At 59.2% G+C, this 16,572-nt stretch carries 17 protein-coding genes; 9 read left to right on the forward strand and 8 right to left on the reverse strand.

All coding sequences use genetic code 11. The annotated features are described in order from the left end of the window. Position 1 precedes the first annotated feature (1 nt). On the reverse strand, positions 2-1,804 hold the full coding sequence (locus GOW09_RS12460; protein ID WP_171118748.1) for a hypothetical protein: 1,803 nt from the start codon (positions 1,802-1,804) through the stop codon (positions 2-4). Positions 1,805-1,970: 166 nt separating this feature from the next. Beyond that, positions 1,971-2,432, reverse strand: a complete 462-nt coding sequence (locus GOW09_RS12465; protein ID WP_152458969.1) for a hypothetical protein — start codon at positions 2,430-2,432, stop codon at positions 1,971-1,973. Between the two features lie 354 nt (positions 2,433-2,786). Between GOW09_RS12465 and GOW09_RS12470 the strand changes: the two genes are divergently transcribed. Continuing rightward, on the forward strand, positions 2,787-3,365 hold the full coding sequence (locus GOW09_RS12470; protein WP_171118750.1) for a thymidine kinase: 579 nt from the start codon (positions 2,787-2,789) through the stop codon (positions 3,363-3,365). Here the strand turns inward: GOW09_RS12470 and GOW09_RS12475 are convergent. The 5 genes from GOW09_RS12475 to GOW09_RS12495 form a co-directional block, all read right to left on the reverse strand. Beyond that, positions 3,362-4,312 carry a D-glycerate dehydrogenase gene (locus tag GOW09_RS12475; RefSeq protein ID WP_171118752.1) on the reverse strand — a complete coding sequence of 317 codons (951 nt, stop codon included), beginning with the start codon at positions 4,310-4,312 and terminating at the stop codon, positions 3,362-3,364. The two genes, GOW09_RS12470 and GOW09_RS12475, sit on opposite strands and share 4 nt — an antisense overlap. Further along, positions 4,312-4,650 carry a tRNA-binding protein gene (locus tag GOW09_RS12480; RefSeq protein ID WP_117867910.1) on the reverse strand — a complete coding sequence of 113 codons (339 nt, stop codon included), beginning with the start codon at positions 4,648-4,650 and terminating at the stop codon, positions 4,312-4,314. The genes GOW09_RS12475 and GOW09_RS12480 overlap by 1 nt, the downstream gene beginning before the upstream one ends. Next, positions 4,643-5,458 carry a pyrroline-5-carboxylate reductase gene (proC, locus tag GOW09_RS12485; RefSeq protein WP_171118754.1) on the reverse strand — a complete coding sequence of 272 codons (816 nt, stop codon included), beginning with the start codon at positions 5,456-5,458 and terminating at the stop codon, positions 4,643-4,645. The genes GOW09_RS12480 and proC overlap by 8 nt, the downstream gene beginning before the upstream one ends. Positions 5,459-5,497: 39 nt before the next feature. After that, positions 5,498-5,998, reverse strand: a complete 501-nt coding sequence (locus tag GOW09_RS12490; RefSeq protein ID WP_152458973.1) for a YbjN domain-containing protein — start codon at positions 5,996-5,998, stop codon at positions 5,498-5,500. Between the two features lie 321 nt (positions 5,999-6,319). Beyond that, positions 6,320-6,568 (reverse strand): accessory factor UbiK family protein, encoded by a 249-nt coding sequence (locus GOW09_RS12495; RefSeq protein WP_152458974.1) that lies wholly within the window; start codon positions 6,566-6,568, stop codon positions 6,320-6,322. Between the two features lie 97 nt (positions 6,569-6,665). Here GOW09_RS12495 and lgt point away from each other — a divergent pair, with 97 nt between their 5' ends. The 5 genes from lgt (at position 6,666) to GOW09_RS12515 (ending at position 10,885) form a co-directional block, all read left to right on the forward strand. Continuing rightward, positions 6,666-7,553, forward strand: a complete 888-nt coding sequence (lgt, locus tag GOW09_RS12500; RefSeq protein ID WP_171118756.1) for a prolipoprotein diacylglyceryl transferase — start codon at positions 6,666-6,668, stop codon at positions 7,551-7,553. Further along, positions 7,550-8,617, forward strand: a complete 1,068-nt coding sequence (locus GOW09_RS12505) for a class I SAM-dependent methyltransferase (RefSeq protein WP_171118759.1) — start codon at positions 7,550-7,552, stop codon at positions 8,615-8,617. Before lgt ends, GOW09_RS12505 begins: the two co-directional genes overlap by 4 nt. Continuing rightward, entirely contained in the window at positions 8,614-9,372 is a 759-nt protein-coding gene (pgeF, locus tag GOW09_RS12510; RefSeq protein WP_171118761.1) for a peptidoglycan editing factor PgeF, read from the forward strand. Before GOW09_RS12505 ends, pgeF begins: the two co-directional genes overlap by 4 nt. A 267-nt stretch (positions 9,373-9,639) precedes the next feature. Continuing rightward, a complete protein-coding gene (locus GOW09_RS22800) occupies positions 9,640-9,768 on the forward strand; it encodes a hypothetical protein (RefSeq protein WP_256367481.1) in 129 nt (42 codons plus the stop codon). Between the two features lie 334 nt (positions 9,769-10,102). Next, complete coding sequence (locus GOW09_RS12515) at positions 10,103-10,885, forward strand: Hint domain-containing protein (protein ID WP_171118763.1); 783 nt, start codon at positions 10,103-10,105, stop codon at positions 10,883-10,885. Between the two features lie 119 nt (positions 10,886-11,004). On the opposite strand, the gene GOW09_RS12520 is transcribed toward GOW09_RS12515, so the two are convergent. After that, positions 11,005-11,505 carry an Lrp/AsnC family transcriptional regulator gene (locus GOW09_RS12520; protein ID WP_152458979.1) on the reverse strand — a complete coding sequence of 167 codons (501 nt, stop codon included), beginning with the start codon at positions 11,503-11,505 and terminating at the stop codon, positions 11,005-11,007. 227 nt (positions 11,506-11,732) lie between these two features. On the opposite strand from GOW09_RS12520, the gene trxB reads away from it, so the two are divergent. The 3 genes from trxB to GOW09_RS12535 all read left to right on the forward strand — a co-directional run bounded on the left by trxB (position 11,733) and on the right by GOW09_RS12535 (position 16,498). Further along, the gene (gene trxB, locus GOW09_RS12525) at positions 11,733-12,674 is read left to right on the forward strand and encodes a thioredoxin-disulfide reductase (protein ID WP_171118765.1); all 942 of its coding nucleotides are present in this window, start codon (positions 11,733-11,735) and stop codon (positions 12,672-12,674) included. Between the two features lie 214 nt (positions 12,675-12,888). Continuing rightward, positions 12,889-14,580, forward strand: a complete 1,692-nt coding sequence (locus GOW09_RS12530; protein WP_171118766.1) for an adenylate/guanylate cyclase domain-containing protein — start codon at positions 12,889-12,891, stop codon at positions 14,578-14,580. Positions 14,581-14,776: 196 nt separating this feature from the next. Further along, a complete protein-coding gene (locus tag GOW09_RS12535) occupies positions 14,777-16,498 on the forward strand; it encodes a bifunctional sulfate adenylyltransferase/adenylylsulfate kinase (protein ID WP_152458982.1) in 1,722 nt (573 codons plus the stop codon). The last annotated feature ends 74 nt before the right edge of the window (positions 16,499-16,572 follow it).

Below are 16,572 nucleotides of genomic sequence, written 5' to 3' on the forward strand. Positions count from 1 at the left end.
CCTAGCCTGCCCCAGTCACTTGGAAGATCTGAAAGGCTGCACCTTCCGCAGCTTGTATCCGTCTGAGATAGGCCGGGATTTCACCCGCAATCAATCGCGGTTGCAAACCACGACCCTGTGACGCCCAGGACCAGAATTCGGCACGCGGCGCGGACATACAGAGCATGACGTAATCCACGTCCAGCTCGGTCAGACGTGATCCGACCTGGTCGGCGTCCGATCGGAACAGTTCGATCTGCGCCAGAATTCCAGCCTGATTCCGGTGATAATTGCCCGCCAGAACGGAATGGTCGGTATGGCGCAGCACGTTTGCGGCAAAGTCGAAATCAACAAGGACCCTGCCGGCTGGAAGATCACGCAGGGCCGCATAGGCTTCGGGCGTTTTGCAGGATGCCCCCGAACTCTGCTGTGACTGTCGGGCCGGCATCGCGGATGCGGCAAGGGACGGCCCGGCAAAACGCCCCAGCTGCTCATCGATGCTGGCGCCGGTTTTCGGCGAGATGCAGAGGATGAAAGCAACCATCGCAAACCCTGACAACGCGCGGCGACGGCTTGCATAAGAGCTGTACAGGACACGCAGGATCTGCGCCTGGACAGCCACCAGCGAAACACCCAGGAATGTCATCATTCTGGACTGATAGAGGAACACCACCAGGCCGGTCACGATCAGAGCCAGAAACAGGGCGTATTCCAGTCTGAAAGGCGATCTGACTGCAAAGATCAGGGCGGCTGCCATGCACAGGATCGACATCGCGATCAGGGCCAGCGCTTCGCCCCGGTGCAGTTGCAGAATGACGTTGATTTTCTGGGCTTCCGCCACCTGGCTCAACCAATAGTCGCGCATGTCCTGTGGCAGGGCTTCGATCGGGTTGCTGAGACAATGCGGGGCGAAGCCGTAAGCGCAGGCCAATGTCACCACTCCAATTGCAACACATGCGCCGATGCGGCCCCAAAGTGACCAGCCAGACCCGATCCATGCCGCAATGCAAAGCCCTGCCGCGGCAACGCTCGCCGGCAATGCCACGCTGAGAGTCAGGGCGTCACAGCTTGGGAACAGAAAGGCCTCGTGTCCCGTTGTTGCCAGGCTGGTCAGCACAAGCGTCAGGACCAGCCCGATACCAAACGCCATGGTCCGGCGACGGGTCGTTTCGCCGTTTACGATCCAGTCAATGGCAAAAAACACGGCGACAAGTGCGATCTGCAATATCGATTCGGTGCCTATCGACACCGAAAGCGCCAGGCAGGCACCCAGCAGCCATCCGGCATATGGTTTGTCCCTGCGCAAAGCAAACAGCATCAGCGCCGTGACGAACAAAAGAATCTGAGCATTGTGGTGATCAAACGAAAAATAGTCGAACTTCCTGGAGTGTTCGAGCGCAAGCACCCCCACAACCAGCGCCGAAACGGCGCCTTCCCGCGCGCCCAAAACACTGCCAGTCACCGCAAAGGCCCACAAGGTCAGACCCGCCAAAAGTGAGGGCCAGACAAATGCCGTCACCTGAAGGGCCATATCGGGCGGCAAAACCAACCCGAATGTTCCATAGAGCAAAGCAATCGGCGCGTCGATCAATCGGGACCAATGCATCAGCGTACCGCCCTCGGGGCCCAACCGATACTGATGGCTGTCGAACCAGCCCTGGCCCTGCAACAGATCCTGCACGACAACCCAGCGCATCACGTCATCAGAGCCTTCCTGATGACCACTTAAGGCCATTAACACCAGAAGTGCCGCATAGGCGCATACAAAAAATCGCAGAACCACCCGGTCTGCGAAAATACTGTATGTTCCCTGCGATTTCTGCATGGTCCTCTGCCCTTGACGTTCTTGCCCGCGCCGGACCTTACAGGACAGACGTGACTGAATTGAGGCAACAGGCACGGTCAGCGTTTTTGTCTTTTCGAGCATGAAAAGAGGTAGGCCGCACAGGCGAAAACTGGCCAGTCACGGGTGCAACGGTTCCCGACCCCGGCTAGCTGACGCTTTCTTCTTCCAGATGCAGCTTCATCTCGATCAGAACCTGTTGCAGCAAACTGGTTTCTTTCAGCAGCCGTTTGGCTTCGTTGACGGTGATGATTCCGTCTTCGATTGCGGCCTGATACTCGGTCATCAACATCGCAAACCGCTGGCTGAGCGCAATGACATCCGAATTGACACCACCGGTGCGGGGGGTGGAGGTGTTGCGGTCGCTATAGGACAAGGTGATGTTCTTCAGGTCCGCCAAAGCCGACGTCACATGCGGATACGTCGCCGCGTTCTCAAGGCGGGCCACCGCGTCCACAGGCATGAACCGGTCCTCGTGTTCAGCATTGTCGGAATAGTATCGTCCTAAAGTGGCCTTGGATTTCCCTGTAATTTCACACGCGGCTTCGATTCCAACATCCTTGACCAGCGCTTCTGTGTGTTTTTTCAGATAGGCCCCGATATCTGCCATTGTTTTACCTTTGTTACCTGCAAACGCCTGCCCGATGTCCAAACGGGGGAAAGCGTGGGTAAATTTCCCATAACTAAGTCATAATTGAAATGTCATACATTGGCTATCCCTCAGATATGGGGGGGATTTTGTGAGTGAGTGGCGGCAGTTCAAGCCGGTAACGAGTGATTGCAGGGTGATATTGTTAAACCTTGCTGCGTTTTGGCCACATGTTGGCCGACGGCGTCGCTGTTGCAGATGTGGGGGTTCCATCCCCTAGAGCGTAGCTCGGCCTCTGCGAACGCAACGGCGACGTCGCTCCATCAAAACGATTGATATCTTGTTCCTTTTCCCCAAGCGTTTTAGACCCGCGTCATGGCAAAGCTGTATTTCAACTATTCAACCATGAACGCGGGGAAATCGACCGTGTTGCTGCAAGCCTCGCACAACTATCGCGAGCGCGGGATGCAGACCTACCTGATGACCGCAGCCATTGACGGAAGGGCGGGTGCCGGACGGATCGAATCGCGCATCGGCATCTCGGAGGAGGCTGATACCTTCACGCCCGGCGACGACGTCTTTGCGATGATCCGAAATCGTTTGAACGAAGGTCCCGTAACCTGCGTGTTCATCGACGAGGCCCAGTTCCTGTCCGAAGCGCAGGTCTGGCAATTGGCGCGCGCCGTCGACGATCTGGACGTACCGGTGCTGGCCTACGGGCTGCGGGTGGATTTTCAGGGCAAGCTGTTTCCGGGATCAGCCGCGCTGCTGGCCCTGGCTGATGAGATGCGCGAGGTCCGCACCATCTGCAAATGCGGCCGCAAGGCCACGATGGTGATACGTCAGGACGAAAACGGCAACGCCATCACCGAAGGCGCCCAGGTGCAGATCGGTGGCAACGAGACCTATGTTTCGCTTTGCCGCAAACACTGGCGCGAGGCGGTGGGCGACTAGACCGGGTTGGGCAACGCCTCGCCCGCCACAAAGGCCGCCACGTTATCCAGTGCCATGTGCCCCATGCTGCTGCGTACCTCTTCGGTGGCCGTGCCCAGATGGGGCAGCAGGGTGACGTTTTCCATTTCACAAAGGGCCCGGGGCACTTCGGGTTCAAACTCGTAGACATCCAGCCCGGCCCCGGCAATCTGACCCGATTGCAGCGCCGCGATAAGGGCCGCTTCGTCCACGACCTCGCCTCGCGCGATATTGACCAGAATGGCCGAAGGATTCATCGCCTGAAGAACCTGCGCGTCGATCAGGTGTCGTGTTTCGGCACCGCCGGGAACGGCGAGCACAAGGAAATCGACCGGCGCGGCGAGTGATTCAAGGTCAGGTATGAACTCGGCCGGAAAGTCCAGTTGCTTGGCGCTGCGGGATTGATAGGCAACCTGCATTTCGAAACCGAAATGGCACCGGCGCGCGATGGCCTGCCCGATACGGCCCATCCCGACGATACCGACGCGTTTGCCCGTTACATGATGACCCAGCATCTGCGTGGGATGCCAGCCTTGCCATTGGCCCGCGCGGACCAGCCGTTCGCCTTCGCCCGCGCGTCGGGCCGTGCTCAACAACAGGGTCATGGCGATATCCGCCGTGGCGTCAGTGACTGCGCCGGGCGTGTTGGTCACCTCGACCGAGGCTGCGCGCGCGGCCTCGACATCGATGTGATTGTAGCCGACGCCGAAATTGGCCAGAAGCTTGCACCGAGGCGCGCCTGCATCCGCAAATATCCGAGCCGAAAACTGATCACCCAGCGTGGGCACGACCACGTCGAAATCCGTCAGCGCCGACAGCATTTCCTGCCGCGACATGGGCGCCGTATTGTCTCGAATCTTCACGTCAAACGCGTCGCGGGCGCGGGCCTCGACTGCCGGCGTCATCGGGCGTGTGATCAACAGTTTCATCAATGCATCCGCCCGCCTGTCGGAACTCGGCCGTCGGGACCGATCAGAACAATCTCGCCGTTTTCATCGGGCAGACCCAGCACCAGAACTTCGGACATGAATCTGCCGATCTGGCGAGGGGGGAAATTGACCACGGCCATGACCTGTTTGCCCACCAAGGTCGACGGATCATAGTGCGCGGTGATCTGGGCCGACGTCTTGCGCTCGCCGATCTCATCACCAAAGTCGATCCACATCTTGATCGCAGGTTTGCGGGCTTCGGGATAGGGTTCGGCGCGTATCACCTCGCCCACGCGGATATCGACCTTGAGAAAATCGTCGAAAGAAATCTCACTCACGTGACAGCTCCTTGGATCGGTCGGTTGCGGCCTTGACGGCGCGGTGCAGCAAGTCAGGGAAGCCGCGTTCTTCATGCATCAGCACCTCAAGCGCGGCCTGGGTCGTGCCGTTCGGCGATGTTACATTGATCCGCAGTTGAGACGGATCCTCGTCAGCGGCCATCGCCAGTGCGCCGGCCCCGGCCACCGTCGATTTGGCCAGTTTCATCGCAAGGTCATGCGGCAAGCCCTGCGCCTCGCCGGCTTTGGCAAGCGTTTCAATCAGATGGAACACATAGGCAGGACCGGATCCGCTGAGGCCAGTGACCGCATCCATCTGCGCCTCATCTTCAAGACGAACCGTCTCACCCACCGCCGACAGCAGATTTTCGGCCAGAGCCAGATCCTCGGCCGAGGCGTGGCTGTTGCCGATCAGCGCGGTGATGCCCTGACGGATGGCGGCGGGGGTGTTGGGCATGGCGCGAATGATCGGCGTATCGCTGCCCAGAACGGATTCGAACGTGGCAATCGAGGTGCCCGCCGCGACCGAAACAAACAGCGTGCTGCCACCGCCCAGCGCCTGAATGGCAGGCAAGGCCTCGCCCATCATCTGCGGCTTGACCGCGACCAACACCACGGCAGGGGCTTCGGGCAAGGGTGTGTTGATGTTGACGCCCTGCGCCTTCAGCCAGTCGGACGGGTGCGGATCGATCACCCAAACGGACGCTGGCGGGAGGCCGTGTTCCAGCCATCCCGCCAGCATTGCGGACCCCATCTTTCCGCACCCCAGAAGCACAAGCCCCTGTTCGGCCACACGCGTCATGTCCATTTGCCCCTCCCGCGTTACATGTCGGTTCGGGGCAAAGCTTTACGCCCGGCCGTAGGCCTCTGCAATGGCCACTTGCATGGCTTCTTCTGGCTCTCGATTGCCCCAGGTGACCAGTTGAATCGCCGGATAGTACCGTTCCGCGCTCATGACGGCAGCGGTGATCATCGTATCGATCTGTTCGGCGCTGGCTGTCTGCCCCCCGGCAAGGACCAACCCGTACCGGTACACCATCAGCTTCTGGTTCGCCCAATAGGTAAAGGCACCTGCCCAGCACTGATCATTCATCTTGTTGAGAAGCTCATAGAGCTGCATTTCCCGCTCGGCCGGTGGTTCCATTTCGAACGAACACACCATCCGCAGCGTTTCGTCATAGTTGGACCAGGCCAGAGTGATTGAATAGGTCCGCCACTGTCCTTCGACAGCCATGGCGATCTGATCGTCCCCAATGCGGTCAAAATCCCAGTCGTGATGTTCGGCCAGATGTTCAACAATGTCGATCGGATGAATGTCTTCTTCGAGATACTGCTCGGAAAGGGCCATAATGCCACCTCACTAATCTCTAGCATTTTGGGGCTGGCAGCGCCCCAGCGCTAGTTGCCTGCTCTACAAACCGGGCTTCCCCCATAGGCCTGTACTAAATATGGTGCGATGTGGCGTAGGTTCTGGCAACCCTATTTGTTGGGGATAACAGCAATAAGTTGTGGACAGAAGGCAACGGGGATCAAAATATTGGATGTCGGGTCAGCTTTGTCTTGATTTAATCCCGCGATGCTTCAAAATGCACGGCACCGCACAATCCCGGCTGGATTGCGCGGCGTAAGAGTTCGTCCAAAATTGTGAAAACAGGGAACGCCCGGGGCGTTACTTGTCCAGTTTCGCCTCGAGTGCGGCAATGCGGGCTTCGAGTGCGGCGTTTTCTTCGCGCGCTTTCTGTGCCATGGCGCGGACGGCGTCGAATTCTTCGCGGGTGACGAAATCGCGGTCGGCCAGCCAGCGGTCGATCATCGACTTCATCGCGTTCTCGGCCTCTTCCCGCGCGCCCTGCGCGACACCCATGGCGTTGGTCATCAGCTGGGACATGTCGTCCAGTATCTTGTTGCGGGTTTGCATATCACTACTCCGGTATCGCGGTTGATCTCTATATGGGGAAAGAATGCCGCAGGCTCAAGGTTGACTTGCCCTGCAAACCCCGGGCAATGAGACGCACATGCAGGCTGTTCTGAATTTTCCCGATCTGTCGCCCGAATTGTTCTCGATCTCGCTGTTCGGGATGGAGTTCGCGTTGAGGTGGTATGCGCTGGCCTATATCGCGGGCATCCTGATTGCGTGGCGGCTGGCAGTCATGGCGTTGCGCCGCCCTGCCCTGTGGCCTACGGACGGCCCGCCGATGAAACCGAACCAACTGGAGGATCTGGTCACCTGGATCATTCTGGGCGTGATCCTGGGCGGGCGGCTTGGCTTTGTGCTGTTTTACCAACCCGCCTATTACCTGTCGCATCCGCTTGAGATCGTAAAGGTCTGGCAAGGCGGCATGGCGTTTCACGGTGGTCTGCTGGGCGTGATCCTGGCCTCGTACCTGTTTGCTCGCCGCCATCGGATTCCGGCCCTGTCGCTGGGCGACCTGGTTGCCTACACCGTGCCACCCGGCCTGCTGTTGGGGCGGCTGGCCAATTTCGTCAATGCCGAGCTGTGGGGCCGCCCAAGCGAGCTGCCCTGGGCCGTCATCTTTCCCGGTTTTGCCGCGCAGGACTGCCCCGGCGTGGTTGCGGGAATGTGCGCCCGGCACCCCTCGCAGCTGTACGAAGCGGCGCTGGAAGGCGTGTTGCTGGGCGCGTTGTTGCTGTGGCTGGTCTATCGCCGGGGGGCCTTTCAGAAACCCGGCCTGATCATGGGCACGTTTCTGGCCGGTTACGGCGCATCGCGCTTTATTGTTGAATTTTTCCGCCAGCCGGATGCGCAGTTCGTGTCGCCCGGCAATCCGCTGGGGCTTGCATGGCATGTGGGCGGATATGGCCTGACCATGGGCCAGATCCTGTCATTGCCCATGATCGCGCTTGGCCTGTGGTTTGTCTTTCGCGCAGGGCGGGCAAAATGAGCCTGACCGATCGCCTGATCGCCCGCATCCGACAGGATGGACCGATGAGCGTGGCCGACTACATGGCCGAATGCCTTCTGCATCCCACGCTGGGCTATTACACGACGCGTGATCCGTTGGGGGCTGCCGGGGATTTCACCACGGCACCGGAAATCAGCCAGATGTTTGGCGAACTGATCGGGCTGTGCCTTGCGCAATGCTGGATGGATCAGGGCCGTCCTGCGCCATTCACCCTGTGCGAATTGGGGCCCGGGCGCGGCACTCTGATGAGTGACATATTGCGTGCCACCCGGGCCGTGCAAGGATTTCACGATGCTGCCCGGATCGTGCTGGTCGAGGCCTCGCCTGCCCTGAGGCAGGTGCAGGCGGACACCCTGAAGGATTACACACCGAACTGGGCCGACAGTGTCGCAGAGTTGCCGGACCAGCCCCTACTGCTGGTGGCGAACGAGTTCTTCGACGCGCTGCCTGTCCGGCAGTTCCTGCGCGACGGTGACGGCTGGAGCGAACGCCTGGTCGGCGAACGCGACGGCGAATTGCTGTTTGGGCGGGGGCCCAACGGGCCGCAGGTGGCGCTGGCGGACAGGCTTTCGGACACCAAGGATGGTGATCTGGTCGAGCTATGCGCCGCAGCGATCCCCATACTGACCGTGATTGCCGGTCGGATCGCCAGCCACGGAGGTGCCGCGCTGATCGTCGATTATGGCGACTGGCATTCGTTGGGCGATACACTGCAAGCCCTGCAAAACCACGAGCCCGCCGATCCGCTGGCGTCACCCGGTCAGGCCGACCTGACGGCACATGTGGATTTTGAGCCACTGGCCATTGCGACCCGCGCTTGTGGAGCCAGGCACACACGCCTGACACCGCAGGGCGTGTTTCTGGAACGGCTTGGCATAACCGCCCGGGCACAGGCTTTGTCCCGGTCGCTGAGCGGTTCCGAGCTGGATGCCCTGGCTGCCGCGCATCGCCGGTTGACGCATCCGGCCGAAATGGGAAATCTGTTCAAGGTGATGGGCCTCTATCCGGCCTATGCTGCACCACCGCCGGGATTAGAGCCATGACACTGGAAATTCTGACTTCGGACTTGCTTTCCCCATTTCGGCACGGGTTCTTCACCCGTCGCGGCGGGGCGTCCTCTGGTATCTTCGACGGGTTGAATTGCGGTTATGGATCGTCAGATCAAACCGAAATTGTCGCGCTGAACCGCCGGCGGGTTGCCGATGCGATGGGCGTTGCGCCCGAGGCGATGATCGGCGTGCATCAAGTTCATTCCCCAACAGTTCTGACGGTTGAACAGCCCCTGGAAGGTGAAAAACCGCGCGCGGACGCGGTCGTGACGGCGACACCCGGTCTGGCGCTGACGATTCTGACGGCAGATTGTCAGCCAGTTCTGTTTGCCGATCCCGCGGCCAATGTGATCGGAGCAGCCCATGCGGGCTGGCGCGGCGCGCTTGACGGTGTGCTGGAGGCGACGCTGGACGCCATGGAAGCGCTTGGCGCAACACGCCGGAATATCAACGCCGTCATCGGCCCCAGCATTTCGCAACGCGCCTACGAAGTGGGCCCCGAGTTTCTGGACGCATTTATCGCCGATTCTCCAGACAACACCCGGTTCTTTGCAAACGGACAGGATGACCGGCTGCAATTCGACCTGCCCGCCTTTGGCTTGCACCGATTGCGGCAGGCCGGTGTCGGGCAGGCGGAATGGACCCGGCACTGCACATTTTCCGACCCGGACCGGTTCTATTCCTACCGCCGCACAACACATGCAAACGAGGCCGATTACGGGCGGTTGATCTCGGTCATAAGATTGTGATTTTGGCCCAGATTTAGGCGTCGCGCCACTTTTCCGCCACATTTGTTGTGTTTACCGGACTCAGAATCGTAACGAGTTTTGCCAGCTATCAGATGGTCTTCTGACGTCCTTGTTTCGGACGCTGGCGTGTTGAGTGGAAGGATGGACCGACTATAAATTTCTTGTCTGCAAAACATCCCGGATAAGCCTTATCCATGCCGCAAACGTGCGTCACAAAAGGTTCATAACGGATGCGGGAAACAAACCCGTTCAGAGCAGGACCAGAAAATGAAAACCAAATCTCGCTTTCTCAAAGCCATGGTTGCCGCCACGCGGAGCCAGAAGCTGGAAATGCCGTGGAAGCGGGTATCAAGCCATTCTGTCAGGGTCGCCAGCCGCATCGCGGCACGACGCTGAGACAGAAACACCCTGAGGCCAAGCTGCCGGTCTCGATTGGGTGAACGCGCTTCGGGCTTGCTCCTGCCCGATGTGTGGTGCGTCGCGATCTGAGGGGGTCGAGACGGATTCAGGAGTTGTGTGTGTGCGGGCAATTTTCGCCCGTGAAGTACGAGTTTGTCTGGGGGGTCAATGTGTTGACCATTGGAAAGCGAGATTTTGTCGCAATGCGGGGTCCGACCGACCGCCGCCCAAGGGTCAACCATTTCTTTCAAGACAAAGAACCAGTTCGCCAGGTTGGCCTGTACGGGGATACGCCGCGCCTGACCGGACAATTTGAGGGGAAGGAATATTTATGACTATTCCTAGTTCACTGGCCCGCGCGGCCAGAAATGCGATCGAAACGACAGCCATGCTGCGGGAAGCACCGCGGCCGGTTGCGAAACCAAAGGCTCAGCTGCGCCGATATGAAGTCAGCAGCCTGTTGAAAAACGGAAACGTGGTTCAAACCAGACACATCGCGCCCGCTCTGCCAATGTTCGAAGACGCTTTTTGTGCCTTCACGCGCGGATCGCTGGTTGAAACGGAACATGGGCCCATGGCCATCGAAGACCTGATGCCGGGGGATACTGTCCTGACGCAGGATGGCGCGTCGGAAACCGTGCTTTGGAAGGGATCTGTCACTCTGATCCCGGGACGTCCGGATTCGCGGGGCCGCACGCGGCCGCTTACGCGCGTCACGGCAGATACATTCGGGATGCAAAAACCGATGTCGGGTGTAATCGCCGGGCCTGCGGCACGGATCGTGGGCACACCGACACATTTACGGCATTTGTACGGAAATGACCCGATTCTGACACCTGTATCCGAATTTCAGGATGGAACGGGCGTGATTGAAACAATGCCGCCGACGCCAGTTGAACTGTTTCACATTTGTCTGAAACGGCATTCCGTTATTCGGGTAGATGGTTTACAGTTCGAAACGTATCACCCAGGTGTGAACGCGGTCCGGATGATCAGCCACTCGTTGCGGTCGGTTTATCTGAACCTGTTTGCGCATATCGAGTCGCTCAACGATTTTGGTCCGCCGCTAATGCCGCGTGCCGGGGACGGAGAAATCGACGCGATGACAGCCTGAGTACGATAGCGATTACTGCATTATGGGGGGCATCATGCAGCTGTTACTAAGTTGGATTCTATCCTTGGCGGTGGCTGCCATGCTGCCACCGAACACCGCACCTGCAAAACGTCTGGGGGTTACGCCGTCCGGTTCATTCGTTCTTCCAGAACGTCGAACGGCACGCCTGGTTCGTCTTTTGCGCCGCGGATAACAAGCGAAGTCTTGACGCTGGCCACGTTTGGCGTGGTCAGCAGTTCACCGGTCAGAAACTGCTGAAAACTGCTTAGATCGGGTGCGACGCATTTCAGGATGAAGTCCACCTCGCCGTTCAGCATGTGGCATTCACGGACAAGCGGCCATTCGCGGCAGCGTTCTTCGAACGCGCGCAGTTCGGTCTCGGCCTGACTGTCAAGACCGACCATGGCGAACACCTGCACTTCGAATCCCAACTCACGAGAATTCACCTCGGCGTGGTAACCGGTGATATAGCCGGATTCTTCCAGTGTGCGCACCCGGCGCAGACAGGGCGGCGCCGAAATTCCGACCCGTTTGGCAAGTTCCACATTGGTCATACGACCGTCTGCCTGTAGTTCCGCCAGAATTTTGCGGTCGATGTCATCCAGCCGAGTCGTGACCATCAAATGCTCCTGATTATTGCGGTTCTTATATCAGCCCCCCACGCGCGCGCAATAATGTTTCGTACATGCGCAATTTTCTTTGTTTTCAAATCTCTCATTTCGCCCTGACCCTGCGCAAGGTGGCTTGAACGGCCTTGAACAGTAAGGGGCTTTAAGCCGGGTCTGTCGGTCGCTATATCGGGGCGACGGGCCAAAAGCCCAATTCAGGCAATTCGAGCGGAGTTACCATGGCCGACACACGACACACCAAGGTTCTGATCATCGGATCGGGGCCGGCAGGATACACTGCGGGCGTTTACGCAAGCCGCGCCATGCTGGAACCCATCCTGGTGCAGGGTATCGAGCCCGGCGGCCAGCTGACGACAACGACCGAGGTCGAGAACTGGCCCGGCGACACCGAGGTACAGGGCCCGGACCTGATGGTCCGGATGCAGGATCATGCCAAGGCCATGGGTTGCGAAGTGATCGGCGACATCATCAACGATCTGGACCTCAGCCAGCGCCCCTTCACCGCCAAGGGCGACAGCGGCACCACCTATACGGCGGACGCCGTCATTCTGGCGACCGGCGCGCGCGCCAAATGGCTGGGCCTGCCGTCGGAAGAAAAGTTCAAGGGCTTTGGCGTTTCAGCCTGCGCCACCTGCGACGGGTTCTTCTATCGCGGACAGGAAATCGTGGTGATCGGCGGCGGCAACACGGCCGTGGAAGAGGCCCTGTTCCTGACCAATTTCGCCAGCAAGGTGACTCTGATCCATCGCCGCGATGAGCTGCGCGCGGAAAAGATCCTGCAAGACCGGCTGATGAAGAACGACAAAATCGAGCCTCTGTGGTTCCACGAGTTGGAAGAAGTGATCGGCACCGACGCGCCGCTGGGCGTCGAGGGCGTTCGCGTCAAGCATGTCAAAACCGGAGAGATCACTGAAATCCCCTGTAAAGGCGTGTTTGTTGCCATCGGCCACGCGCCCGCGAACGAGCTGGTCAAGGACACGCTTGAAACGCATATGGGTGGCTATGTTGTCACCAAGCCGGGTAGCACGGAAACCTCGGTTCCGGGCGTGTTCGCAGCGGGCGATCTGACCGATCACGTCTATCGTCAGGCGGTCACAAGCGCCGGTATGGGCTGCATGGCGGCACTGGATGCCGAACGGTTCCTGGCGGAAAACGAATAACGCGAATTCTGAATTTTGCCGGCCTGCCCCGGTAATTCAGATCCGAAGGCCGTCAGCCCTTTCAGTACAGTGCCCCCGGGGTTTAAGGGGGCACTGCACAGCATACGCTGCTCTGCAATCACTGATCGGCAGCCGATGCCACCTGCCAATCCCTTGACCCCCAGCCGGCGGCGTATCAGGATTGCCGAGGGAAAAGCGAAAAACAGGTGAACATTTGAACAACGCTCTTTGGCGCGGCGGGTGGTCAACCCGACTCAGGATCGTCAGTGGTCTTGTGTTGTTTGTGTTCGCGTTCTTCCATTTCATAAATATTGGCTTGGGCCTGTTTCACACGGATTACCTGCACGGGATGCAGGATGGTCGAAAGGCCGTCACACGCCACGATGTCATGAGCGTGCTTTTTTATGCTGCCCTGCTCACGCATGCAGGTCTGGCCCTGACATCGATCGCGCAACGCAGAACCTTGCGCATGCCCTTCAGCACGGCATTGCAGGTCGTTCTGGGCTTGCTGATTCCGCTGCAACTGATCTCGCACATCGTGCAGACGCGGGTCGCGCACGAGATCTATGACGTCAATGACGAGATGGGATATATCATCATCCTGATGTGGCCCAGTATCGCCGTATGGATGCAAAGCGCCTTGTTGCTGATCGTTTGGATACACGGCTGCATCGGTTTGCATATGTGGTTGCGGCTGACCCGGTGGTGGTCGCGGGTCGTGCCCTATCTGATCGGCGTTGCGGTTTTTGTGCCATTATTCGCGTTGGCCGGATTGCTGACCGAAGGTCGACGCATATGGGCCGACTTTGCTGATGAATTCCTGCGCGAGCAATATATCGAGCACTACAATTGGCCATCGCCCGAGACCTTCCAGACCCTGTTCAGTGTAAAAGACTATGGCCTTTTGATCTTCTGGCTGGCTCTGGGGGCGACGGGTCTGGTTTACATCGGGCGCAAACTGTGGCGGCGCAGGCATTCGGTGCGCGTGAATTACGCCAAAGGGCCCGAGGTGGTCGCGGAAAAAGGCATGACGTTGCTTGAGATTTCGCAGGTGAATGGCGTGCCGCACGCCGCCCTGTGCGGTGGAAAGGGGCGCTGCACCACATGCCGGGTCATCGTAGAGGATGGCAGCGACGCCCTGCCGCCGCCCGGCGACGTCGAAGCACGCAGCCTTGCCGCTGTGGGCGCCTCGCCGCAGACGCGACTGGCCTGCCAGATACGCCCAACGGAACCCACCACCGTTTTTCGGGTTTTCAGGCCAGATGGCGGGCGCATACGCGGACATGCCAGCCAGGGTCAGGAACGTCAGTTGGCTGTTTTGTTTCTGGACATGCGCAGCTTTACCGCGCGCACGACCGGCCAATTGCCTTATGACATCGTGTTCCTGCTGAACCGGTTTTTCGATGCGGTCGTGCCAGCCATCACCAAGGAAGGCGGTGTCGTGGACAAATATATGGGAGACGGGCTGCTGGCCGTTTTTGAAAAGCCGAATGCAGCGGCGTCCGCCCGTGCCGGATTGCAAGCCGCCATCGACATCAGTCACGCCCTTGATGAATTCAACGCACAGCTCGAGGCCGAAGGAAGCCCCGGCATTCGCATCGGGATGGGTCTGCATCTTGGGGATCTGGTGGTGGGTGAGATCGGCGCCGCGGGCCACGCATCGAAAACCATAATCGGCGACGCCGTCAATGTCGCCAGTCGTCTGGAAAGCGAAACCAAGGCGCTGAAGGTCGAACTGCTGGTCTCGCAAGAGTTGCTGAAGGCCGCAGGTGTCGTCGTGCCCCAGAACGATATCAGATTGTTCCAGCTGCGCGGCGTGTCTGAACCGATTCCCGCCCTGCCCGTCACCCGTGCGTCCACACTTGAGCAGAACGCCACAGAACAGGAACAGAAATTCTCTGCATGAAGCAATAACCTCTGATCGCAAGGATCAGATCATCGATTTGACCCGTGAATTAGAAATTCCTTCCAATTCAAAAATATTCGGCGCATATCCTCCTTTGTTACATTCACGCCTGTGGACTTCGCCTGTCAGTCGGTGCAAACGCCTCGAAACCGCCTGATATCCACTGGCAAATCAACACTGCGACAAGAGAATTCCAATGACGATGTTAAGCAATCTGGCCCCGATCCCCGAACTGTATGTGTCATACGATTCGGCGCAGAAGCTGAAGGTGGAAGCGGCCGACCTGACCAGCTGGGATCTGAGCCCGCGTCAGATCTGCGACCTGGAACTTCTGATGAATGGCGGGTTCAACCCGCTCAAGGGATTTCTGAGCGAAGCGGATTACGACAATGTGGTCGAGAATATGCGCCTGGCCGATGGAACGCTTTGGCCAATGCCCATCACATTGGATGTCAGCGAAGACTTCGCGGATCAGATCGAACTTGGGCAGGATATCGCTCTGCGTGATCAGGAAGGCGTGATCTTGGGCACCATGACCGTGACCGACCGCTGGACTCCGGACAAGTCACGCGAGGCAGAGAAGGTCTTTGGTGCCGATGACGATGCCCACCCGGCAGTGAACTATCTGCACAACGTGGCCGGCAAGGTCTATCTGGGCGGACCGGTGGTCGGAATCCAACAACCCGTACATTACGATTTTCGTGGGCGCCGCGACACGCCGAATGAATTGCGCGCCTATTTCCGCAAGCTGGGCTGGCGCCGCATCGTGGCCTTCCAGACCCGCAACCCGCTGCACCGCGCGCATCAGGAGCTGACCTTCCGCGCCGCCAAAGAGGCACAGGCCAACCTGCTGATCCACCCGGTCGTGGGCATGACCAAACCGGGCGACGTCGATCATTTTACCCGCGTGCGCTGTTACGAGGCGGTGCTGGACAAGTACCCCGCCTCGACCACCTCTATGAGCTTGTTGAACCTGGCCATGCGCATGGCTGGCCCGCGCGAGGCCGTCTGGCACGGCCTGATCCGCGCCAACCACGGCTGCACCCACTTCATCGTCGGCCGCGACCACGCGGGCCCCGGCAAGAACAGCAAAGGTGAGGATTTCTACGGCCCCTACGATGCGCAGGATCTGTTCCGACAGTTCCAGGACGAAATCGGCGTTGAAATGGTGGACTTCAAGCACATGGTCTATGTGCAGGAACGCGCCCAGTACGAACCGAATGACGAGATTCTCGACAAGGACAACGTCACGATCCTGAACATCTCGGGCACCGAACTGCGCCGCCGCCTGCGTGAAGGGCTGGAAATCCCCGAGTGGTTCTCGTTCCCCGAAGTGGTCGAGGAACTGCGCCGCCGCTTCCCGCCGCGCTCCAAGCAGGGTTTCACCGTCTTCTTCACCGGCTTTTCGGGCTCGGGCAAGTCGACCATCGCAAACGCGCTGATGGTCAAGCTGATGGAGATGGGTGACCGCCCGGTGACGCTGCTGGATGGCGACATCGTGCGCAAGAATCTCAGCTCGGAACTGGGCTTCTCGAAGGAACACCGCGACCTGAACATCCGTCGCATCGGATATGTGGCGTCCGAGATCACCAAGAACGGCGGCATCGCCATCTGCGCCCCGATTGCGCCCTATGCCACCACACGCCGTGCCGTGCGGGAAGAGATCGAACAGTTCGGAGCCTTCTGCGAGGTGCATGTGGCCACCAGCATCGAGGAATGCGAACGCCGCGATCGCAAGGGTCTGTACAAGCTTGCGCGCGAGGGCAAGATCAAGGAGTTCACCGGCATCTCGGACCCTTACGATGTTCCGGAAAACCCCGAGCTGCGCGTCGAAACCGAAAATGTCGAGGTCGACAACTGCGCCCATCAGGTGCTGCTGAAACTGGAAAGCATGGGCCTGATCGCAGCAAACGGATAACGGTCTCATCAGACTTTGTTTGGCGGCCTCCGGTCATTCCGGGGGCCGTTCCTTTTTTTGGTCTTCGATTGACA

The sequence above is a fragment of the Ruegeria sp. HKCCA5463 genome (assembly GCF_013034175.1).
Lineage (GTDB): Bacteria > Pseudomonadota > Alphaproteobacteria > Rhodobacterales > Rhodobacteraceae > Ruegeria.

Coding starts and splice junctions, on each gene's coding strand:
- GOW09_RS12460 (WP_171118748.1), bottom strand. CDS start 1,804: ATGCAGAAATCGCAGGGAACATACAGTATTTTCGCAGACCGGGTGGTT.
- GOW09_RS12465 (WP_152458969.1), bottom strand. CDS start 2,432: ATGGCAGATATCGGGGCCTATCTGAAAAAACACACAGAAGCGCTGGTC.
- GOW09_RS12470 (WP_171118750.1), top strand. CDS start 2,787: ATGGCAAAGCTGTATTTCAACTATTCAACCATGAACGCGGGGAAATCG.
- GOW09_RS12475 (WP_171118752.1), bottom strand. CDS start 4,312: ATGAAACTGTTGATCACACGCCCGATGACGCCGGCAGTCGAGGCCCGC.
- proC (WP_171118754.1), bottom strand. CDS start 5,458: ATGGACATGACGCGTGTGGCCGAACAGGGGCTTGTGCTTCTGGGGTGC.
- GOW09_RS12490 (WP_152458973.1), bottom strand. CDS start 5,998: ATGGCCCTTTCCGAGCAGTATCTCGAAGAAGACATTCATCCGATCGAC.
- GOW09_RS12495 (WP_152458974.1), bottom strand. CDS start 6,568: ATGCAAACCCGCAACAAGATACTGGACGACATGTCCCAGCTGATGACC.
- lgt (WP_171118756.1), top strand. CDS start 6,666: ATGCAGGCTGTTCTGAATTTTCCCGATCTGTCGCCCGAATTGTTCTCG.
- GOW09_RS12505 (WP_171118759.1), top strand. CDS start 7,550: ATGAGCCTGACCGATCGCCTGATCGCCCGCATCCGACAGGATGGACCG.
- pgeF (WP_171118761.1), top strand. CDS start 8,614: ATGACACTGGAAATTCTGACTTCGGACTTGCTTTCCCCATTTCGGCAC.
- GOW09_RS22800 (WP_256367481.1), top strand. CDS start 9,640: ATGAAAACCAAATCTCGCTTTCTCAAAGCCATGGTTGCCGCCACGCGG.
- GOW09_RS12515 (WP_171118763.1), top strand. CDS start 10,103: ATGACTATTCCTAGTTCACTGGCCCGCGCGGCCAGAAATGCGATCGAA.
- GOW09_RS12520 (WP_152458979.1), bottom strand. CDS start 11,505: ATGGTCACGACTCGGCTGGATGACATCGACCGCAAAATTCTGGCGGAA.
- trxB (WP_171118765.1), top strand. CDS start 11,733: ATGGCCGACACACGACACACCAAGGTTCTGATCATCGGATCGGGGCCG.
- GOW09_RS12535 (WP_152458982.1), top strand. CDS start 14,777: ATGACGATGTTAAGCAATCTGGCCCCGATCCCCGAACTGTATGTGTCA.